This window comes from Streptomyces sp. NPDC050732, assembly GCF_040654255.1.
Taxonomy (GTDB): Bacteria; Actinomycetota; Actinomycetes; order Streptomycetales; family Streptomycetaceae; genus Streptomyces.
In genome coordinates this window covers 41049-61834 of sequence record NZ_JBFAHP010000017.1, presented here as the reverse complement: position 1 = coordinate 61834, position 20786 = coordinate 41049, and the positions used below count along the sequence as shown (strand labels likewise).

21 protein-coding genes are annotated in these 20786 nt (G+C 71.8%); 10 read left to right on the top strand and 11 right to left on the bottom strand.

Going from position 1 to position 20786, the window contains the following annotated elements:
* The first annotated feature begins 13 nt into the window (after positions 1–13).
* On the top strand, positions 14–556 hold the full coding sequence (locus tag AB0H82_RS17495; RefSeq protein ID WP_362993555.1) for an NUDIX hydrolase: 543 nt from the start codon (positions 14–16) through the stop codon (positions 554–556).
* Here the strand turns inward: AB0H82_RS17495 and AB0H82_RS17490 are convergent, their stop codons facing one another.
* Both AB0H82_RS17490 and AB0H82_RS17485 read right to left on the bottom strand, forming a co-directional pair.
* Positions 557–814 (bottom strand): hypothetical protein, encoded by a 258-nt coding sequence (locus tag AB0H82_RS17490; RefSeq protein ID WP_362993553.1) that lies wholly within the window; start codon positions 812–814, stop codon positions 557–559.
* A 215-nt stretch (positions 815–1029) separates the two neighbouring features.
* The gene (locus AB0H82_RS17485) at positions 1030–1890 is read right to left on the bottom strand and encodes a 3-hydroxybutyryl-CoA dehydrogenase (RefSeq protein WP_362993551.1); all 861 of its coding nucleotides are present in this window, start codon (positions 1888–1890) and stop codon (positions 1030–1032) included.
* A gap of 182 nt (positions 1891–2072) precedes the next feature.
* Between AB0H82_RS17485 and AB0H82_RS17480 the strand changes: the two genes are divergently transcribed.
* Entirely contained in the window at positions 2073–3317 is a 1245-nt protein-coding gene (locus AB0H82_RS17480) for a family 10 glycosylhydrolase (protein WP_362993549.1), read from the top strand.
* Between the two features lie 18 nt (positions 3318–3335).
* On the opposite strand, the gene AB0H82_RS17475 is transcribed toward AB0H82_RS17480, so the two are convergent.
* Positions 3336–3530, bottom strand: a complete 195-nt coding sequence (locus AB0H82_RS17475; RefSeq protein WP_362993547.1) for a DUF1918 domain-containing protein — start codon at positions 3528–3530, stop codon at positions 3336–3338.
* 96 nt (positions 3531–3626) lie between these two features.
* Positions 3627–4583, bottom strand: a complete 957-nt coding sequence (locus AB0H82_RS17470) for a DMT family transporter (RefSeq protein ID WP_362993545.1) — start codon at positions 4581–4583, stop codon at positions 3627–3629.
* On the opposite strand from AB0H82_RS17470, the gene AB0H82_RS17465 reads away from it, so the two are divergent.
* Both AB0H82_RS17465 and AB0H82_RS17460 read left to right on the top strand, forming a co-directional pair.
* Positions 4582–6069: a PLP-dependent aminotransferase family protein gene (locus AB0H82_RS17465; protein WP_362993543.1), complete on the top strand. Its 1488-nt coding sequence runs from the start codon at positions 4582–4584 to the stop codon at positions 6067–6069. The two genes, AB0H82_RS17470 and AB0H82_RS17465, sit on opposite strands and share 2 nt — an antisense overlap.
* 20 nt (positions 6070–6089) lie before the next feature.
* A complete protein-coding gene (locus AB0H82_RS17460) occupies positions 6090–6527 on the top strand; it encodes a GNAT family N-acetyltransferase (RefSeq protein WP_362993541.1) in 438 nt (145 codons plus the stop codon).
* Here the strand turns inward: AB0H82_RS17460 and AB0H82_RS17455 are convergent.
* Positions 6478–6990, bottom strand: a complete 513-nt coding sequence (locus AB0H82_RS17455) for a DUF6314 family protein (RefSeq protein ID WP_362993539.1) — start codon at positions 6988–6990, stop codon at positions 6478–6480. The genes AB0H82_RS17460 and AB0H82_RS17455 overlap by 50 nt on opposite strands.
* Positions 6991–7026: 36 nt before the next feature.
* A complete protein-coding gene (locus tag AB0H82_RS17450; RefSeq protein ID WP_362993537.1) occupies positions 7027–8016 on the bottom strand; it encodes an aldo/keto reductase in 990 nt (329 codons plus the stop codon).
* A 214-nt stretch (positions 8017–8230) separates the two neighbouring features.
* On the opposite strand from AB0H82_RS17450, the gene AB0H82_RS17445 reads away from it, so the two are divergent.
* Both AB0H82_RS17445 and AB0H82_RS17440 read left to right on the top strand, forming a co-directional pair.
* Positions 8231–9730, top strand: a complete 1500-nt coding sequence (locus AB0H82_RS17445) for an alpha/beta hydrolase (protein WP_362993535.1) — start codon at positions 8231–8233, stop codon at positions 9728–9730.
* Positions 9727–10926: a serine hydrolase domain-containing protein gene (locus AB0H82_RS17440; protein ID WP_362993533.1), complete on the top strand. Its 1200-nt coding sequence runs from the start codon at positions 9727–9729 to the stop codon at positions 10924–10926. Before AB0H82_RS17445 ends, AB0H82_RS17440 begins: the two co-directional genes overlap by 4 nt.
* Before the next feature lie 14 nt (positions 10927–10940).
* Here AB0H82_RS17440 and AB0H82_RS17435 read toward each other — a convergent pair whose 3' ends face one another.
* The gene (locus tag AB0H82_RS17435; protein ID WP_362993722.1) at positions 10941–12308 is read right to left on the bottom strand and encodes an MFS transporter; all 1368 of its coding nucleotides are present in this window, start codon (positions 12306–12308) and stop codon (positions 10941–10943) included.
* Between the two features lie 92 nt (positions 12309–12400).
* Positions 12401–12988, bottom strand: coding sequence for a TetR/AcrR family transcriptional regulator (locus tag AB0H82_RS17430; RefSeq protein WP_362993531.1), 588 nt, complete (start codon positions 12986–12988; stop codon positions 12401–12403).
* A 149-nt stretch (positions 12989–13137) separates the two neighbouring features.
* Here AB0H82_RS17430 and AB0H82_RS17425 point away from each other — a divergent pair, with 149 nt between their 5' ends.
* Positions 13138–15357 (top strand): NADP-dependent isocitrate dehydrogenase, encoded by a 2220-nt coding sequence (locus AB0H82_RS17425; RefSeq protein WP_362993529.1) that lies wholly within the window; start codon positions 13138–13140, stop codon positions 15355–15357.
* Between the two features lie 108 nt (positions 15358–15465).
* Here AB0H82_RS17425 and AB0H82_RS17420 read toward each other — a convergent pair whose 3' ends face one another.
* Entirely contained in the window at positions 15466–16224 is a 759-nt protein-coding gene (locus AB0H82_RS17420) for a LysR substrate-binding domain-containing protein (RefSeq protein ID WP_362993527.1), read from the bottom strand.
* A gap of 57 nt (positions 16225–16281) precedes the next feature.
* Between AB0H82_RS17420 and AB0H82_RS17415 the strand changes: the two genes are divergently transcribed.
* Entirely contained in the window at positions 16282–16689 is a 408-nt protein-coding gene (locus AB0H82_RS17415) for a DUF5997 family protein (protein ID WP_362993525.1), read from the top strand.
* On the opposite strand, the gene AB0H82_RS17410 is transcribed toward AB0H82_RS17415, so the two are convergent.
* Positions 16686–17627, bottom strand: coding sequence for an RNA polymerase sigma-70 factor (locus AB0H82_RS17410; RefSeq protein WP_362993720.1), 942 nt, complete (start codon positions 17625–17627; stop codon positions 16686–16688). The two genes, AB0H82_RS17415 and AB0H82_RS17410, sit on opposite strands and share 4 nt — an antisense overlap.
* Before the next feature lie 20 nt (positions 17628–17647).
* Entirely contained in the window at positions 17648–18121 is a 474-nt protein-coding gene (locus tag AB0H82_RS17405; RefSeq protein WP_362993523.1) for a carboxymuconolactone decarboxylase family protein, read from the bottom strand.
* 154 nt (positions 18122–18275) lie between these two features.
* On the opposite strand from AB0H82_RS17405, the gene AB0H82_RS17400 reads away from it, so the two are divergent.
* Together AB0H82_RS17400 and AB0H82_RS17395 are read left to right on the top strand one after the other, a co-directional pair.
* Positions 18276–18737 (top strand): hypothetical protein, encoded by a 462-nt coding sequence (locus AB0H82_RS17400; RefSeq protein WP_362993521.1) that lies wholly within the window; start codon positions 18276–18278, stop codon positions 18735–18737.
* Between the two features lie 55 nt (positions 18738–18792).
* A complete protein-coding gene (locus AB0H82_RS17395; protein WP_362993519.1) occupies positions 18793–20718 on the top strand; it encodes a hypothetical protein in 1926 nt (641 codons plus the stop codon).
* Positions 20719–20786 lie beyond the last annotated feature (68 nt).

Here is a 20786-nt window from a genome sequence, read left to right as displayed (position 1 = left end):
AGGTGGCAGAACCGTGCAGTGGACGAAACAGAGCGAACAAACTGTGTATGGAAACAGGTGGTTCACGGTCAATCTCGCCGACGTCGAACTGCCCGACGGCCGGCATCTGGACCACTTCCTGATACGGCTGCGGCCCGTCGCCGTGGCCACCGTCGTCAACGACGCCAACGAAGTGCTCCTGCTGTGGCGGCACCGCTTCATCACCGACAGCTGGGGCTGGGAGCTCGCGGCAGGCGTCGTCGAGGACGGTGAGGACATCGCGTACGCGGCGGCACGCGAGATGGAGGAGGAGACCGGGTGGCGGCCGGGCCCGCTGCGGCACCTCATGAGCGTGGAGCCGTCCAACGGCCTCACCGACGCCCGGCACCACATCTACTGGTCCGACGAAGGGACGTACATCGGTCATCCCGAGGACGACTTCGAGTCGGACCGCCGCGAGTGGGTCCCGCTCAAGCTGGTTCCCGACATGGTGTCCCGCGGGGAGGTGCCGGCCGCGAACATGGCCGCCGCCCTGCTCCTCCTCCACCATCTGCGCCTCGGTCAGGACGCTCGCTAGTCAGCGGCCCATGGCCTGCCAGATCGCCACGGCGATCGCCACGACCGCCGAGAGGGCGACGATGGTCGGCAGGGGCCAGCGTGTGTGCTCCAGCGCGGCGACCCGGGCCTCCATGGTCTCCACGTTCTTGGCGGTCTGTTCGTCGTGCTGAGTGAGCAACGCCAGCCGTCCGTCGACGCGGGCAAGACCCACGTCCAGGCTGCGTCGCAACTCAGCGAGTTCTTCCGGGACCACGGCACTCTCGCCGTCGGTGGTCACGAGACCACTCCTCTCTGTAATGGCGCGTCCCCCCTTCCTCCGCACAGAAAGTGAACTAGCGCGGTGGGCAGGGCGGGAGCGTGTGCGACGGGCATATGCGAGCCCCCTGCGCACACGGTGTGTGAACGCCGCGGGCCCGGCACTCGCAGGAGTGCCGGGCCCGTCGGGTACGGAGAGTGTTCGTACGGGGAGTGAGAATCTGTGCTCGAACCCCGTCAGGCGTACGTGTAGAAGCCCGAGCCGGTCTTCCGGCCGAGGCGTCCGGCGTCCACCATCCGCTGCAGCAGCGGGGGAGCGGCGTACAGCGGCTCCTTGTACTCGGCGTACATGGAGTCGGCGACCGAGGCGACCGTGTCCAGGCCGATCAGGTCGGAGAGCTTGAGCGGGCCCATCGGGTGGGCGCAGCCCATCTCCATGCCGTTGTCGATGTCCTCGCGGCTCGCGATGCCCGACTCGAACATCCGGATCGCGGAGAGCAGATACGGGATGAGCAGCGCGTTGACCACGAAGCCCGAGCGGTCCTGGGCGCGGATGGCGTGCTTGCCGAGGATCTTCTCGACCACGGCCTGGGCCCGGCTGATGGTGCCCTCGGAGGTGGTCAGCGCGGGGATCAGCTCGACGAGCTGCTGCACCGGCGCCGGGTTGAAGAAGTGGATGCCGATGACCTGGTCGGGACGCGAGGTCGCGACGGCCAGCTTCACCAGCGGGATGGAGGAGGTGTTGGAGGCGAGGATCGCGTCCTGCCGGGTCACGACCTGGTCGAGGACCTGGAAGATCTCCGTCTTGACCTGCTCGTTCTCCACCACGGCCTCGATGACCAGGTCACGGTCGGCGAACTCGCCGAGGTCGGTGGTGAAGCTGAGGCGGTCCAGCGTCGCGTCGCGCTCCTCGTCGGAGATCTTGCCGCGCTCGGCCGCCTTGGAGAGCGAGTTGTAGAGCCGCGTACGCCCGATTTCCAGGGCCTCGCCGGTGGTCTCCGCGACCTTCACGTCCAGTCCGGAGCGGGCGCAGACCTCTGCGATTCCGGCGCCCATCTGGCCACAGCCCACCACTCCGACGCGTGCGATATCGGTCATGGAGTCGGTCACCTCGTGCCTTTCGCTGATCAACGGGGCCGGCAGGTCCCCCGTATGGATGCGGTGCCTGCCTCGGCCGTGAACGTTACTCCGCAATGAGGGGTCCATGGCGGGCCGGGTCGGGCATGCTGTGCGCAACCGGCAAGGGGTGCCGGTGCACAGCGAGCTCAGGGGGCATGCAGATGAGGCGTATGTCACGTCGGGGTTTCTCGGTGGTGGCCGCCGCGGCGGTGGCCGGCCTGGCGACGGCGGGTGACGCGGCCGCCGCTCCGGACCGGCGTCGGAAGAAGAAGCGCGAACTGCGGGGCATGTGGCTGGCGAGCGTCGTCAACCGCGACTGGCCCTCCAGGCCGGGGCTCCCGGCGGCACAGCAGCGCAGCGAACTCCTGGCCTTCCTGGACTCGGCCGTGAGCCGCAGACTCAACGCGGTGGTCTTCCAGGTGCGGCCCACGGCCGACGCCCTGTGGCCGTCGCCGTACGAGCCGTGGTCGGAGTACCTCACCGGGACGCAGGGCAAGGACCCGGGCTGGGACCCGCTGGGCACCGCCGTGCAGGAGGCGCACCGCAGGGGTCTTGAGCTGCACGCGTGGTTCAACCCCTTCAGGATCGCCAACCACACCGACCCGTCGCGCCTGGTGGCCACGCACCCCGCGCGCGTGCACCCCGACTGGGTCGTGCCGTACGGCGGGAAGCTCTACTACAACCCGGGCCTGCCCGCGGTGCGGCGCTTCGTCCAGGACGCGATGCTGGACGCCGTCCGCAAGTACCCGATCGACGCGGTGCACTGGGACGACTACTTCTACCCGTACCCCGTCGCGGGCCAGGTCTTCGACGACGACGCCGCCTTCGCGGAGTACGGCGGCGGCTTCCCGGACCGGGCCTCCTGGCGGCGGGACAACATCGACCGGCTGGTGCGTGAGATGTCGGGCCGGGTGAAGAAGGCGCGGCGGCGGACCCAGTTCGGGATCAGCCCCTTCGCGGTCTGGCGCAACATCGCGACCGACCCGACGGGATCGGACACCCGGGCCGGGGTGCAGACCTACGACGACCTGTACGCCGACACGCGCGGCTGGGTGAAGAAGGGCTGGCTCGACTACATCGTCCCGCAGGTGTACTGGAACATCGGCTTCCCCGCTGCGGACTACGCCAAGCTGATCCCGTGGTGGAACGAGGTCGTGCGCGGCACCGGTGTGAACCTCTACATCGGCGAGGCCCTCTACAAGGCCGGTGACCCGGCGCAGCCCGCCGCCTGGCAGGACCCGGCGGAGCTGTCCCGCCACCTCACGTACGCCAAGGGGTACGACGAGGTGGGCGGGCACATCTACTTCTCGGCGAAGGAGGTCGGCGTCGACAGGAACGGCGCGATGGCGCGGGTGGTCGCCGACCACTACCAGGAGCCGGCAAAGCCTCCGCGCCTGACCGAGTGACCTGTCCGGCCGCGTGACCTAGGAGGCCGGGTCCCGGTGCCGCACGACGGTGTCGGGGCCCGGCGACATCACGGTCTCGTGGCCGTCCGCGAAGCGGACGCGGTACGGCGGGCCGCCGTCCGTGCCCAGCACCTCGACGATCCGCGCGACCCGGTCGCGCTGCCCCACGACCCTGCCGTGCACCACCAGCTCGTCGTCTACGGTTGCACGCATCTGGAGTGCCCCCTCGTCCCGCTCTGCGGTAGCGATCTGTGGCGGCAAGTGTACGACGGGTGGCGGGAGTTGAGGCCCCGTCGGACGGGCAACCGGTCAGCCCCGGGCCCGTTGGGTGACCGCGATGCAGACGAGGACGGCGGCGGCCGTGAGCGGTGCGGCGACGGTGAGGTGCTCGCCGAGCAGGAACACGGACCAGACCAGGGTCAGCAGCGGCTGGGCGAGCTGCAGCTGGCTGGCCTTGGGGACGCCGATCGCCGCCATGCCCCGGTACCAGACGACCAGGCCGAGGAACTGCGAGCCGATCGCGGCGTACAGCAGCCCCGCCGTGCTGTGCCCGGTGAGCTGGAAGGACTCGTGGGGCAGGGCCAGCAGCGCGCCCACGATGTTGAGCGGCAGGCAGAGGATCAGCGCCCAGCCGATGACCTGCCAGCCCGGCATCTCACGGGCCAGCCGGCCGCCCTCGGTGTAGCCGGCCGCGCAGATCAGGAGCGCGCCGAAGAGGTAGAGGTCGGCGGCGGTCAGGGCGCCGCCGCTCTGCTGCACCGTGAACGCGATGACGGCGGCGGCCCCGGCGAGCGCCGCCGCCCAGAACGCGCGCGACGGCCGCGCCCCCGTGCGCAGCGCCGAGAAGACGGCGGTCGTGAGGGGGAGCAGGCCGACGACCACGGCGGCGTGCGCGGTGGTGGAGGTCTGCAGGGCCAGCGTGGTGAGCAGCGGGAAACCGACGACGACGCCCGCGCCGACCACCGCGAGCCCCGCCCAGTGGCGGCGGTGCGGGACCGCGACGCGCAGGGCGAGCAGGCAGCCGCCCGCGATGAGCGCGCTGAGCACGCCGCGCAGGGTGACGAAGCTCCAGGGGCCGATGCCTTCGAGACCCCAGGCGGTCGAGGGGAAGGTGAGCGAGAAGGCGGTGACGCCGAGGGCGGCCATCACGGTGCCGGCGCGGCGGGTACCGGAGGGGCGGGGCGGCCTGGGGGCCTCCGCGGGGGCCGGGACCGGGGCCGGGACCGCTATCCGGGTCGGGCGAGTAGCGCTATCCTGTGCTGTCATGCATGACAGTAGCAGTGTGGCTGAACTGGCGAAAAGTCTGCGGAGTGAGCTGGACCGCTACTCCCCGGGTGGAAAGCTGCCGTCGAGCCGGTCGCTCGTCGAGCGGTTCAGGGTGAGCCCGGTGACCGTGTCGCGGGCCCTGGGCCAGCTGGCCGCCGAAGGGCTCGTCGTCACCCGGCCCGGCGCGGGCGTCTTCCGCGCGGAACCGGCGGCGGCCGCCGCACCCGCCGGGGACACCTCGTGGCAGGAGGTGACGCTGAGCGCCGACGCCGCTGCCGAGCTCGTGCCGCGCTCGGTCGACGCGTCCGGGGTCCTGGCCACGCTCGCCGCGCCTGCGCCGGGCATCATCGAGTTCAACGGCGGCTATCTGAACCCCGCGCTGCAGCCCGAGCGCGCGATGGCGGCGGCCCTCGCGCGGGCGGGGCGGCGGCCCGGCGCGTGGGGGCGGCCGCCCGTCGACGGCCTGCCCGAGCTGCGCGAGTGGTTCGCCCGGGGGATCGGCGGCGCGATCACGGCCGCCGAAGTCCTGATCACGGCGGGCGGCCAGAGCGCCCTGACGACGGCCCTGCGCGCGCTCGCCCCGCCCGGCGCGCCGGTCCTCGTCGAGTCCCCGACGTATCCGGGCATGCTCGCCATCGCGCGGGCGGCGGGGCTGCGGCCGGTGCCGGTGCCGGTCGACACCGACGGGGTGCGGCCCCAGCTCCTGGCGGCCGCCTTCCGGGCGACGGGCGCCCGCGTGTTCGTCTGCCAGCCGCTGTTCCAGAACCCGACCGGCGCCGTGCTCTCCGCCGAGCGCCGCCCCGAGGTCCTGCGGATCGCCCGCGAGGCGGGCGCCTTCGTCATCGAGGACGACTTCGTGCGCCGCCTCGTCCACGAGGACGCCGGGCCGCTGCCGCGCCCGCTCGCGTCCGACGACCACGACGGCGTCGTCGTCCACGTCTGCTCGCTCACCAAGGCCACCTCGCCGAGCTTCCGCGTCAGCGCGCTCGCCGCCCGCGGGCCGGTCCTCGAACGGCTGCGCGCCATCCAGGTCGTCGACCACTTCTTCGTGCCGCGCCCCCTCCAGGAAGCGGCACTCGAACTGGTGGGCACGCCGGCCTGGCCGCGCCATCTGCGGGCCGTATCAGGGGAGTTGAAGGAGCGCAGGGACGCGATGGCAGCGGCGCTGCGGCTGCGGCTGCCCGAGTTCACGGTGCCGCACATCCCGGCGGGCGGCTACAACCTGTGGCTGCGGCTGCCCGACGGTGCGGACGAGTCCGCGTTCGCCTCCGCGGCCCTGCGCGCGGGCGTGGCCGTGGCCCCCGGCCGCCCGTACTTCGCGGCCGAACCCCCGGCCGGCCACGTCCGGCTGAGCTTCGCGGCGGTCGCCGGGGTGGGGGAGATCACGGAGGGCGTGCGCAGGCTGCGGACGGCGTGCGACGAGGTGCTGGGACAGCCGTGCCCGACCCGTCCCACCAGGCGGAATCCACTCGACTCCACCCCATGACGGATGCGTAGGCTCACCCCATGAACGACAGTGTCACCGTGCCCGACGGCTACGAGATATCCGCCGACCCCGCCCGTATCGACGCCGACCGCGTCCACCACTGGCTCTCCACCGACGCGTACTGGGCGCCCGGCCGCCCGCGCGAGAAGCAGGACGCGGCGATCGCCGGATCGATCAACTTCGGGGCGTACGAGGAGGGTTCGGGAGAGCAGGTCGCGTACGCCCGCGTAGTGACCGACCGGGCCACCTTCGCCTGGCTCTGCGACGTGTACGTCTCGCCGGACGCGCGCGGCAAGGGCCTCGGTGTCGCGCTGGTCGGCGCGGTCTGCGCGCACCTGGAGCCGTACGGCGTGCGGCGGACCCTGCTCGCCACGGGGGACGCGCACGGGGTCTACGAGAAGCTCGGTTTCAAGGCCCTTGAGGCCCCGGAGAACTGGATGGCGCGCGGCAGCCAGTGAGGCATTGCGCCCGCCGGTAATCCGTGACGAGCAGCAGGTCCTTCGCCGGGCCGCCGACCCGCCACCGGGCGCGCCAGCGGTCCGCGTCGATCACCTCGAACTCGCCGCGGTAGAGGTCGCGTGCGCAGGGGTGGTCGGCCGTCCAGCGGCCCGTGCGCAGGTCGAGGTCGTGGAAGAAGCGGCCGTCGGCGAACTCCACGCGGGCCGTGCCCGCCTCCTCGCCGGGCACGAAGCGCAGGGTGCGCTCGGCGGGGCGCGCGACGCCGTGCCAGGTGAAGGTGCCGGACTCGTGGTGGAGGAGGCCGCCGGTGTCCGGGGTGGGCAGCGGCGAGAAGAGCGTCGTACCGGTGAAGCGGCCCTCGGAGCCGTCCGCGAGGTCGCGGACCGTACGCTCGACGCGCCACTCGCCCGCGAGGTGGGCGAGGACGTCCGGTACGGGTGCGTTCTCCTCGGGAAGGGGCATACCCGCAGGTTACGTGTCGCGCGCCCGGACGTGCCCCTACTTGTCCACGGCCGCCAGGCTGCGCTCGTCGTACCGCGTGCCCGCCACCCGGTCCGCGGGCGCCGCCGCGTCGATCGCGGCGAGGTCGTCGGCCGACAGCTCGACCGCGACGGCTCCGAGGTTCTCCTCCAGGTACTTCTCGCGGCGCGTGCCCGGGATCGGGACCACGTCGTCGCCGCGGTGCTGCACCCAGGCGAGCGCGAGCTGCCCCGCGGTGACGCCCTTCGCGGCGGCGAGCGACTCCAGGGTCTCCACGATGGACAGGTTCCGCTCCAGGTTGCCGTCGGTGAAGCGGGGCTGGGTGCGGCGCAGGTCGTCCTGCGGGAGCCCGTCGAGCGAGGTGTAGCGGCCGGTGAGGAAGCCGCGCCCGAGCGGTGAGAACGGCACGAGGCCGATGCCGAGCTCGCGGCAGACCGGCGCGATCTCCGCCTCCAGGTCCCTGGTCCACAGTGACCACTCGCTCTGCAGCGCGGCGATCGGGTGCACGGCGTGCGCCCGCCGGAGGGTGCGCGCACCGGCCTCGGAGAGCCCGAGGTGCCGCACCTTGCCCGCCGCGACCAGCTCGGCCATCGCGCCGACGGTCTCCTCGATCGGCACGCTCGGGTCCACCCGATGCTGGTAGTACAGGTCGATGTGGTCGACGCCGAGGCGGCGCAGCGACGCGTCACAGGCCTCGCGCACGTACGCCGCGTCGCCCCGGATGAGGGTGGGCTCGCCGAGCCGGTTGGCGAAGCCGAACTTGGTGGCGATCACGGCCTGTTCGCGCCGGGGGCCCGCGAGGGCGCGGCCGATGAGCTGTTCGTTGTGGCCGCCGCCGTAGAAGTCGGAGGTGTCGAGCAGGGTGACGCCGAGGTCGAGGGCGCGGTGGATCGTCGCGATGGACCGCGCGTCGTCCGACGTGCCGTAACCGTGGCTCATCCCCATGCAGCCGAGGCCCTGGGCGGAGACGGTCAGCGCGCCGAGCCGGCGCGTGGGAAGGCTGGTCATGGTGGTACCTCCTGGGGTGTGCCCGGTGATCGCCTCCGACCCTAGGAGCTGGAGCGGACTCCAGGTCAAGGCGGTGTCGCCGGGGGCGGGGCGGGCGTACGGGGGTTGTCCCCAGGGAGGTTCGGCCCGGTAGCCCGATGGTCCGGGGCGGCGCGCGTTCCTAGCGTGGTGATCGTCTTCCCGCCGTTCCCCTTCCACCGGACCTAGGAGCACGATGCGCGTCGCGTCAGCAGTCACCGCGAGTCTGGGCCTCGTCGGGTTACTCGCGAGCGGAGTCTCCGCCGCGGACCTGCCCGAGAACTCGAAGGAGTCGCGCCATGCCCTCAGTTGGCGGCCTTGCCCGGCGGACCAGAAGGAGCTGAACGAGGCGGGCGCGCAGTGCGCGAAGGTGACCGTGCCGCTCGACCACGCCGACCCCGGCGGCCGCACGATCGACATCGCGATATCCCGCATCAGGGCGAAGTCGCCGGGCGAGCGACGCGGCATCCTCCTCTCCAATCCGGGCGGGCCGGGCGGCACGGGGCTCGCCAACACCCTCGCGCTGCGGCCCGCGCTGAAGGACGTGGCGGACCGCTACGACCTGATCGGCTTCGACCCCCGCTTCCTCGGCGAGAGCACCCCCATCACCTGTGGCGAGGCCCCGCCGCCCACCCCGCCCGCCGAGACCACCACCCCGCGCCGCGACTTCGAGGACTCGGTGCGGTCCGCGCGCGACACCGCCCGCCGCTGCCAGGAGCACGGCGACAACGCCGAACTGCTCCCGCACGCCTCCACCAGGAACGTCGCCCGCGACATGGACGCCGTCCGGGCGGCGCTCGGCGAGCGCAAGCTGTCGTACTACGGCATCTCGTACGGCGCCGACCTGGGCGCCGTCTACACCCAGCTGTTCCCGCGCAGGGCCGACCGGATCGTCCTGGACTCCTCGACCGACCCTTCGGCCACGCAGTACGAACTGTTCCAGCGGTCGGGGGCCCCGGCGGAGGCCGCGCTGAGCCGTGAAGTGCGTCCGGACGTACGGAAGTTGCTGGGCCGGGCCGAGCGGCACCCCATCGCCGTCAAGGGGGTGCGCCTGACCGCACCGCTGCTGCGGCTGCTCTTCAAGCAGCTCGTCCAGCACGAGGAGTACGACCCCCAACTGACCAGTGTCGTCGCCGACTTGAAGAAGGCCGCGGCGGGCGAGGAGATCGAGCCCGGCCCCGCGCTGGGCGGGCTCCTGGAACTCCTCTCCTCACCCGAGCTGGCGGACAGCATGGTGGGCGGCGCGATCTTCATGTGCGGCGACGGCGGCTGGCCCGCGGGCGGCTGGCCGGAGAACCCGGCGACGTACTGGAAGAACATGCAACGCAGCCGCGCCACCCAGCCGGTCTTCGGGCCGTACGTCAACGGAATGATCGCCCCGTGCGCGTTCTGGGGGAGCGAGCCCCGCGAACCCGGCACGAAGATCGGCAACGACGTCCCCGCCCTGCTGCTGCAGGCCCGCCACGACAACAACGTCCCGTACGAAGGCGCCCTCGCCCTGCACGAGAAGCTCACCGGGTCCCGCCTCGTGACGGCCGACATCCGCTCGCACGGTGTCTACGGGCGCGGCAACGACGGCCTCACCCCCGTCCCGTGCGCCGACCGCGCCGTCAACACCTACCTGCGCGACGGCGAACTGCCCGCCACGGACATCACCTGCACGACGACCGACCGGAAGGCGGAGAGGACCCGATGACGGAGATCAGCAGGCGCACCGGCCTCGCGGCCACCGCGGCGGCACTGCTCACGGCAGCGTCCGGAACGGCCGCCGACGCCGCGCCCGCCCCGCGGAGGCACACCCTCCAGCGTGGTGTCGACGCGATCCACGCGACCGGCGCGACCGGTGTCATCGCCGAGGCGCAGAGCGCGCACGGCCGCATCACCGCCCGCGCGGGCGTCGCCGGCCTCGCCGACCCCGCCGGAAAGGGTCCCGTGCCCCTGGACGCGTACTACCGCATCGGCAGCGACACCAAGACGTTCACGGCGACCGTCGTCCTCCAACTCGTCGGCGAAGGGCGGCTGAAGCTCACCGACACCGTCGAGCGGTGGCTGCCCGGAGCGATCCGCGGCCACGGCAACGACGGCCACCGGATCACCGTCGCCAACCTGCTGCGGCAGACCAGCGGACTCAACGACTACATCGCCGCGGACAGCGGAGACTTCACCCCGGACGCCTATCGGCGCAACCGCTTCCGTTCGCAGTCGCCGAAGGAACAGCTGACGGTGGCCCTGAGCACGCCCCCGCAGTGGCTGCCCGACGCCGACGACCCGGCCGGGGAGCGGCGCTGGTCGTACTCCAACACCAACTACGTCGTCGCCGGGATGGTCGTCGAGGCGGTCACCGGACACCCTTGGGCCCAGGAGGTCCATGAGCGGATCATCGAACCGCTCGGCCTGCGCGCCACCTTCGCGCCCGGCACCTCTCCCTACGTGCCACGGCCGACGGCCACCGGATACACGTACTTCCCGGACGAGAACCGCCCCACCGACACCACCCTCGGTTTCGGCGGAGGAGCGGACGGCTGCCTCATCTCCACGACCCACGACCACGGCGTCTTCCTGCGCGCCCTGCTCGGCGGGCGGCTGCTGCGGCCGGCGCAGCTCGCGGCGATGAAGAGGACCGTGCCGGTGCGGGACTGGATCCCGGCCGACGGGGTCCGCTACGGCCTGGGCATCGCCTGGCGTCCCGTCGCGGGGCGCGAGGACGGCGTCTGGTTCCACGGCGGGACCAGCCTCGGCTGCGTCAGCGAGTGCGGCGTGACCCCGGACGGCACCAAGGCCGTGACCAGCGCGGCCTTCACCCTGCGTCTCGACGACGGCCGGGCGCACCAGGCGCAGGCGCGGGCCGCGCTCCGGATGGTCGACTCGGTGCTGCGCGGCAGCGCTTCGTAGAGGGCGCGTGCGGGCTATGGGGAGTGCGTGCGGCTCATGGACCCCGGCAGCCGTGCTGCCGCCAGCGCGCCGAGTGCCGCCACCGCCGCCAGGGCCGTCAGCGTCGGAGCCATCGCGGAGAGGAACGCGTCGGCGGGCCAGTGCGGGTCGTGTCCCCGTGGGCGGGCCGTGGGGGAGGAGAGGGCCGTCATGAGGGTGGTCGCCGCGGCGATGCCCACGGCGGGGCCCACGTTCATCGCCGTCTGCTGGAGGCCGCCTGCCACCCCGGCGTCGGCCACCGGGGCATGGCGGACGACGACGGCCGTCGCGGCCACCATCACCGTGCCGAACCCGGCCCCCACGAGCACGAACGCAACGCCGGTCGCGAGCGGGCCCGAGGTCTCGTCCAGGCGGGACAGGGCCAGTACGCCGAGGGCGAGCACCGCCATCGCCGCCGTGATGGTCCGCCGCGGGCCCTGCCGCCGCAGCAGTACGGCGGCGAGCGGCGCGCCCACCACCATCATCACCGCGAGCGGCAGCGCCCTCAGCGCACTGTGCAGCGGGTCGAGACCCAGCACCTCCTGGAGGAAGTACGTCCCCACGAAGAGCGCCCCGAACATCGCCGCGGACGCCGCGACCAGAAGGCCGAGCGCGGGGCCGACCGCGGCGGACCGGAGCAGGCGGGGCGGCACCAGCGGGCTCGCCGCACGCCGTTCGTGCCGGACGAACGCGCCGCCCGCGACGACCGCCGCCAGGAGCCCCGCCGCCGTCGCCGCCGTCCAGCCCTGATCCGGCACGGCGACCAGCGTGTGCACGAGACAGGCCAGCGCCACCGCGAGGAGCCCGGCACCCGGCAGGTCGAGCCCGGGTGCGGGACCGTCGCCCACGGCCCGCGCCGTCGGGACACGTACCAGCAGCGCCAGTACGCCGATCAGGAGCGCGGGCACCACGCTGAGGAAGAACACGGAGCGCCAGCCCAGCTGCGTGGCGAGCGCTCCGCCCAGCACGGGACCGGCCGCCGCCGACAGGCCGATCGCGCTCGTCCGCAGCGCGATCGGCATCCCGAGCCGGTCCGCCGGGAACGCGCCCCGCAGCATGCCGAGCGTCGCGGGCTGCAGCAGCGCCCCGAAGATCCCCTGGGCGACGCGCAGCGCGATCACCCAGCCGACGCCGGACGCCAGGCCGACGCCCGCCGACGCGGCGGCGAAGCCGAGCGTCCCGACGGCGAAGACCTGCCGGTGTCCGTACCGGTCGCCGAGCCGCCCGGCGAAGACGAGCAGGCTCGCCACGGCGATCAGATATCCGGTGCTCGTCCACTGGACCTGCGTGAACGAGGCGTCCAGATCGCGTTGCAGGGCGGGCTGGACGACGGTCAGCGCGGTGCCGTCCAGCGCGACGACCATCGCGCCGACGACACTGCAGGCGAGGGTGAGGTTCCGCTGGGCCGCCGAGAGCCGGGGCTTCGGTAGCGCTGCCTGGACCACTGGTGCGGGCGTCACGCGCCCTCCGGTCCCAGATGCGCCTCCAGCGCCGCGTCGAGCAGCGCCTCCACGTCCTCGGCGCCCGTGGCGAGGCGCAGGCTGCCCCACCCCCACAGCTGGGCGATGCCGTGCAGGTTCGCCCAGAGCGCGCCCGCGGCGACCCGCGCTTCCGTGCCGGAGGCGGGGCGGGCCTCGGCGACGAGTCCGGCCAGCGTCTCGAAGAGCGGCAGGCTGGTCTCCCGCAGCCCCAGCCGACCGCTCTCCAGCAGGTCGTGGCGGAACATCAGCTCGAACATCCCGCGGTGGGCCGCGGCGAACCCGAGGTAGGCGCGGCTCAGCGCCTTCAGCCGGGTCCGGGCGTCCTGGCCGGCGCCGTCCGTCAGGGCCCGCGCCGCCTCGGCCGCCAGCTCCTCGAAGCCCCGCCGCGCGATCGCGGACAGCAGCGACACATGCGTGGGGAAGTACCGCCGGGGCGCCCCGTGCGAGACGCCTGCCTCGCGTGCGATCTCCCGCAGCGACAGCGCCTGCACGCCTCGCGCCGCCACCAGTTCGACGCCCACGTCGACCAGCCGGGCCCGCAGCCCGGTGTCCTGTTCGTTCATGGACACTGTCTACTACGTCGAGTAGACAGTGTCTACTAGTCGGTGCGGGCGGGGTCCCGTAGATCAGGCCCCTAGGCCCTGTCCTTCAGGGGGGAGGTAGGAGATATCTTGATGTCGAGCAATGTTGCAGACGCGGAGCGGAGCACCCGGTGACTGACTCGACCATCATCTACACCCACACTGACGAGGCCCCGGCCCTGGCGACCCATTCGTTCTTGCCGGTGGTCCAGGCCTACGCCTCGACGGCCGGTGTCGGCGTGGAGACCCGCGACATCTCGCTCGCGGGGCGCATCATCGCGAGCTTCCCGGAGCGTCTTGAGGAGAGCCAGCGCATCTCCGACGCCCTCGCCGAGCTCGGCGAGCTGGCCAAGACGCCCGGCGCGAACATCATCAAGCTGCCCAACATCTCGGCCTCGATCCCGCAGCTGAAGGCCGCGATCGCCGAGCTGCAGGGCCAGGGCTACGCGCTCCCGGACTACCCGGACGACCCGAAGACCGACGAGGAGCGCGACATCCGCGCCCGCTACGACAAGGTCAAGGGCAGCGCCGTCAACCCGGTCCTGCGCGAGGGCAACTCCGACCGCCGCGCCCCCGCGTCGGTCAAGAACTACGCCAAGGCCCACCCGCACCGCATGGGTGCCTGGACGGCCGACTCGAAGACGAATGTCGCCACCATGGGCGAGAACGACTTCCGCTCGACCGAGAAGTCCGCGGTCATCACCGAGGCCGGTTCGCTGCGCATCGAGCTCGTCGGTGACGACGGCTCCACCACGGTCCTGCGCGAGTCCGTACCGGTCCTCGCGGGCGAGGTCGTCGACGCCTCCGTCATGCGCGTCGCGGCGCTCCGCGAGTTCCTGAAGCAGCAGGTCGCCCGCGCCAAGTCGCAGGGCGTGCTCTTCTCCGTGCACCTCAAGGCCACGATGATGAAGGTCTCCGACCCCATCGTCTTCGGCCACGTGGTCCGCGCCTTCTTCCCGAAGACCTTCGCCGCGCACGGCGAGACCCTCGCCGCCGCGGGCCTGACCCCGAACGACGGCCTCGGCGGCATCTTCAAGGGCCTGGAGTCGCTGCCCGAGGGCGACAAGATCAAGGCGTCCTTCGAGGCCGAGCTGGCCGAGGGCCCCGAGCTCGCCATGGTCGACTCCGACAAGGGCATCTCCAACCTGCACGTCCCCAGCGACGTCATCGTCGACGCCTCCATGCCGGCCATGATCCGCACCTCCGGCCACATGTGGGGCCCGGACGGCGAGGAGCACGACACCCTCGCCGTCCTCCCCGACAGCAGCTACGCGGGCATCTACCAGGTCGTCATCGACGACTGCCGCGCCAACGGCGCCTTCGACCCGGCCACGATGGGCTCTGTCCCGAACGTCGGCCTGATGGCGCAGAAGGCCGAGGAGTACGGCAGCCACGACAAGACCTTCGAGGTCCCGACCACGGGCACCGTGCGCGTCGTCGACACCGCGGGCAACGTCGTCCTGGAGCAGACCGTCGCCGCCGGTGACATCTTCCGCATGTGCCAGACCAAGGACGCGCCGGTCCAGGACTGGGTCAAGCTCGCCGTCACCCGCGCCCGCGCCACCGGCAGCCCGGCCGTCTTCTGGCTGGACGAGACCCGCGCCCACGACGCCGTGCTCATCGGCAAGGTGCGGCAGTACCTCGCCGACCACGACACCGAGGGCCTGGACATCCGCATCATGTCCCCGGTCGAGGCCACCGCGTTCTCCCTGGAGCGCATCCGCCGCGGCGAGGACACCATCTCCGTCACCGGCAACGTCCTGCGCGACTACCTCACCGACCTCTTCCCGATCCTGGAGCTGGGCACCAGCGCCAAGATGCTGTCGGTCGTCCCGCTGATGAACGGCGGCGGCCTCTTCGAGACGGGCGCCGGCGGCTCCGCCCCGAAGCACGTCCAGCAGCTGGTCAAGGAGAACTACCTGCGCTGGGACAGCCTGGGCGAGTTCCTCGCCCTCGCGGTGAGCTTCGAGCACCTCGCCACCACGACGGGCAACGCCCGCGCGCAGATCCTCGCCGACACCCTGGACCGTGCCACCGCCACGTTCCTGGAGAACGACAAGTCGCCGAGCCGTCGCCTCGGTGGCATCGACAACCGCGGCAGCCACTTCTACCTCGCCCTGTACTGGGCGCAGGAGCTGGCCAAGCAGACCGAGGACACGCAGCTCGCCGAGGCGTTCGCGGCCCTGGCCAAGACGCTGGCCGAGCAGGAGCAGACCATCGTCGACGAGCTGATCGCGGTGCAGGGCTCCCCGGCCGACATCGGCGGCTACTACCAGCCCGACGCGGCCAAGGCCTCCGCGGTCATGCGCCCGTCCGCGACGCTCAACCAGGCGCTGTCGATCCTGGGCTGACGCCCGCACGCGGCGGTCTCGTACGCGGCAGTGAAGAAGGGGCCTCCCGCCATCCGGCGGGAGGCCCCTCCTGCTGTGCCCTACGAGCTGTGCGCTACGACCTGTGCGCTACGAGCGGCGCCTGGGCTTGCCGCGCTTGGCGGGCTTGGGCCGGGCCGCGCCGCCCCGCTTCGCCTGCGCCGCCCTCCTGTCGGGTGCCTTGGCGGACGCCTTGGCAGGGGTCTTCGCCTTGGCCTTGGGCTGGTCGGGGCTCTGCGCGCGGCCCCGCGAGCTGTTGACCGTACGGCCGCGGACGATCCCGATGAAGTCCTCGACCAGGTCGGTGGTCTCCGCCTCCGGCCACGCCAGGGCGACGCGCGACTCGGGCGCGCCCCTCACCGTGCGGTAGGTGAGGTCCTTGCGGTGGTGCAGCCGGGCCAGCGACTGCGGTACGACGAGGAGACCCACACCCGCCGCGACCAGGTCGACGGCGTCCGAGGTGGTCGCCGGACGCTCGTACGCGGGCTTGCCCGGCCGTGTCTCCCACTCCAGCGTCTCGTCGAGGGGGTGGAACACGACCTCGTCGGCGAGATCGTCGGGGGACACCTCCTCGACCGCCGCCACGACGTGGTCCTTGGGGACGACGACGACCGTGGTCTCGGTGTAGAGGGGGATCGCGCTGAGGTCCGTACGGTCGATGGGCAGCCGTACGAAACCGGCGTCGGCGCCGCCCGCGCGCAGCAGGCCGGGCGCCTCGGCGGCGGCCACCGGGAGGAGGGTCAGGGGGATGTCGGGCAGCCGCTCGTGCCAGATCCGCACCCATTTGGCGGGTGTCACTCCGGGAACGTAGGCGAGCCGGAACGACGGGGGTACTTCCGAGCCTGTCACCTCGCCAGGCTACCCGGCGTGGTCAGGAGTAGCGCACATGCTCGATACCCTGGTCCCATGACGTCGCACCAGACCACCCAGACCATGAAGCCCGCGACCGCGGCGAAGAAGCTGGGTGTGTACCTCCAGGCCACGCCCGCCGAGTTCCAGGAGGGCGTCGTCTCGCGCAGCGAGCTGAACGCGCTGCAGGCCGACCCGCCCGAGTGGCTCCAGGAACTGCGGCGCAACGGCCCGCACCCCCGCCCCGTGGTCGCCGCCAAGCTCGGGGTCTCCATCGCCGGCCTCGCGCGCGGCGGAGTGACCGAGGCGCTCACCACGGAGCAGATCGACGCGCTGAAGGAGGAGCAGCCCGGCTGGCTGCGCCAGGAGCGCGCCGTCCAGGCCGAGGTGCGCAAGGAGACCGTGCGCATCAAGGAGAAGCAGGCGGAGCAGGCGGAGAAGCGCGCCTCGCGCGCGGACGACTAGCGAGGCAGCTGCTGCTGTCGCGCGTCGCGCATGAGGTGCCGTGTCTCGCGGTCGACGGCCCAGACGTCCGCCACGGGACCCAGGTGCCCGAGCTTGTCGGGGTTGATCATCAGGCGGACCGCCCGGATCCGCTCGTCGGCCACGTCGAGCGACAGCGTGGTGAGCACCTTGCCGTCCCGGTCGCGGAAGACCGCTCCAGGCCCGCCGTTGAGCGCGTGCGTCTCGTGCGTCACGCCGAGCGCGGTCAGCGCCGGAAAGCCGGCCGCCAGCAACTGGGCCACCTTCTCGGGGCCCACCACTGCCCTGGACAGCTGCGGGCCCATGCCGCCGCCGTCGCCGGCCATCGTCACGTCGGCGGCGAGCAGCCGGCGCAGGCCGGCGACGTCGCCCACGTGGAGCGCGGCGAAGAACCGCGAGGCCAGTTCCTCTCGCTCCTCGCGGGCCGCCGGGAAGCGCGGCCGTCCCGCCCGCATGTGCCGCCGGGCCCGCACCAGGAGCTGCCGGCACGCCGCCTCCGACCGCTCCACCGCCGCGGCGACCTCGTCGAACCCGAAGCCGAACACCTCCCGCAGCACGAACACGGCCCGTTCCAGCGGGCTGAGGCGCTCAAGGAGCAGGAGCGCCGCCACCGACACGGATTCGGCCAGCTCCACCGAGCGCTCCGGGTCCTGATACGGATCGCTCAGCAGCGGCTCGGGGAACCACGGACCCACGTACTGCTCGCGTCGCACCCGCGCGGAACGCAGCACGTCGATCGAGATCCGTGTCACCGCGGCCGACAGATAGGCCTTGGTCGACGTGGGCAGGGTCGTCGCGGCGTCGAAGCGCAGCCACGTCTCCTGCACCGCGTCCTCGGCCTCGCTCACGCTGCCCAGAATCCGGTAGGCGATCGAGAACAGCAGCGGCCGCAGCTCCTCGAACTCCTCCACCTTGCCCACGTCGTCCCCCACGCTCGACGTCAGTGCTTCTGCCCGGGCTCGTAGTCGCCCGCCGGCTGCTGAGTGATGACATTCAGCCGGTTCACCATATTCATGAAGGCGACGTGCACCACCAGGGCGGTCAGCTCCTCCTCGTCGTAGTGCTTCGCGGCACGGGCCCACACCTCGTCGCTCACCCCGCCGGCCGCGTCGGCGACCCGGGTCCCTTCCTCCGCCAGCTCCAGCGCGGCACGCTCGGCGTCGGTGAAGACCGTGGCCTCCCGCCACGCCGCCACCAGGTGCAGCCGCAGCGCGGTCTCGCCCGCGGCGGCGGCGTCCTTGGTGTGCATGTCGATACAGCCCGCACAGCCGTTGATCTGGCTGACCCGCAGCGCCACGAGCTCCCGGGTCGCGGCGGGCAGCGTCGACTCCTGGAGCGTCCGCACGCCCGTGAGGAAGTGCTTGATCGCCTTGGCGGCCCTGGGCTGGGCGAAGTAGTTCAGTCGTGCGTCCATGGGGGTGCTCCTTCGTGATCGTCGGTGGCTTGCAACCCCTGAGACGAGACAGCCCCTCGCCCTGTGACACGCACTTCTCCGTGACGGGTTGGATACACCCCGTATCGGAGGGGTAGGCACGAGCCATTCAGTGACATCTTCCGGAGGGCGGCTCATGTCTTTCAAAAACATTTTCGAGAGCGGCGGCGGTGAGGCCAAGTCCGCCGAAGAGTCCGCTCAAAAGGTCCGTGACGACATTCCCGGTGCCCGGCCCGAGGAGGAAGGGGTCGATCCGGAGCTCTACGACGGCATTCCTCCCGTCACGCGTGACCCGAAGACCGTGCGCGAGACGTCGCCCGAGGCGCTCAACATCGTGAACAACTTCATCACGCCCCTGTTCAGGAACACCCGGACGGCAGCCGCCGCACAGCAGGCGGCCAGCGAGGACCCCGCGTCGACGACCGGTATGGCGTCCTCGGCCAAGGACGAGGCGTTCAAGAAGGTGAAGGTGGAGATCCGGGACGAAGACCGGCCGCACATCAGCGAGGAGGACCGGCCGAAACTCAGCGACGAGGAGCGGGAAGAGCTGCGGAAGAGCAATGCCGAATCGGCCAAGAACACCAAAAGGATCGAGTAGTCGCCGAGGTCACTGACGTGCCGTTGAGTCCCGTACCGCAAGGAGGCTGAAAGACATGAGTGGCCCGGCCAAGAACCACGTGAGCACTACCCATCTGGGCGAGAGGTTTCTGCGCCACCCGCTGACCGGACGGAACCTGAAAGAGCTGAAAATCGCCGAAAGGGCCGATGTCATCCTGGAGCGGGACAAGGAGAAACTGAAAAGGAGGGCCGAGAAGAAGACGCCCGACGGGGAGGACCGATATGTATCCCCCATCGGGTTCTCCCTGAACAAAGGCCGCTTCGGCCGGTTTCCCGACGGGACGGACGGCGTCGACGCGGAGGACACCGCACACGAGCGCGGCTGGCGCGCCTATATGACGGTGGGCGTACCGCTCATCGAGGAGCGGGGCGACATCGTGCAGCCGCCTCCCGACGTGATCTCCAAGCAGACGTACGTCAACCGCACCGACCCCACCCCGACCAAGTGGTCGCACACCGTCGAATTCTCGATCTCGAACACGATCAGCTGGTCGCTCCAGGGGCAGATGCAGCTCACTTTCGGGGCGAAGGCCACCGCGTCACTGCAGCAGCAACTGCAGAAGACCATGTCGACGAAGCAGCACCAGAAGAACACCCAGCTCGCCAGCAAGGACCGGCAGGGCAGCGACTCGGAGTCCCAGTCGGAATCGACCAGCACGAGCACGGCCACGAGTACCGCCACGGGCACCGGGGAAGTGTCGGCGAGTCTCATGCTGGGGATCACCGCGTCGGTCAGCGGCTCCCTGACCACCGGGTTCAAGACGTCGTCCACGCTGAGCGGTGAAGTCGGCAGCCGCGTCGACGTCCTGGCGACGCAGCGACGCCAGGTGCGCAGGTTCGACTACGAATTCCCCGTCTCCTTCGGCGGCTGGGTCGCCCTGTATTACCCCGAGCCGGTGGAGGTCAAGGAGACCCGCCCGCAGGGCCCGCAGGCCCGGGAGCCGAAGTACGCCCAGGTGATCGCCTGGAAACTCGGCGAGACCGGCGCGCCCGCGGAGACCTTCGACCTGACCGACGAGGGCAAGCCCTTCCTGCAGAAGGGGGAGGCCGAGGTCGTCTCCACGCTCGCCGGGGTGCACGAGGTCTTCGAGCTCGAAAGCCTCGCCTTCGACTTGAAGGATCACCCGCTGCACAAGGGGGAAGCCCGCGAGAGCCCGAAGCAGGCGCCCGTCGAGCTCGCCACGGGATTCGGGACGGCCGACGGCCTCGCGCTGGACCTGGCGAACCAGAAGGCGTACATCACCGAGCGGTACAACGGCGGCAAGCTGTACGAGGTGGATCTCGCCGGCGGCGGCACGGAACGCGTCTGGGAGAAGCTCGGCCAGGTCAACGACGTGGCACTGGACCTGTCCGCGAACAAGGTCTACGTCGCCGACTACGGCGGCAGGCGCCTGTTCACACTGGACCTGTCCGATCACTCCGCCACCCCGGTCGTGGTCGCCGAGGGCGTACAGGCGTACGGCGTCGCGCTGGACCTGCCGGGCCGCAAGGCCTATGTCGCCGACATCGAGAGCGGGAAGCTGATCGAGTACGACCTGGGCGACGGCGGCAGACGGGCGGAGCAGAAGCGCACCTGGGACGTGCCGAGGGCCGCCGGGGTGGCGCTGGACGGAGGCAAGGCGTACGTCGGCCAGTACGACGGCGGCCGGCTGTACGAGATCGACCTGGCGGCGGACGGCGGCGGCCCGCAGCAGGTGGCCGGCCATCTCGGGAACAGCACGCGACTGACACCGGACGGCGCGGCCCACGCGTACGTCGCCGACTCGGCCGGCGGCAAGCTCCATGAAGTCGTCGTGGCGGCCGGCGAGGCCAAGGGCCGGCAGCGCGTGGTGGCCGACGGCCTCGGCTCGGTCTACGGCGTCGAACTGGACCCCGCGCACGGCTTGGTCTACGTCACCACCCGGCAGGGCACGCTGTTGCGGCTCCCGGGCGTACTGCCCGACGCCGCCTCGGCCCAGTAGCGGCGCGCCGGTCTCCGCACCCACTCACCCCGAGCGCCCCTCCAGGCACCGCATTGCATAAAACTGCG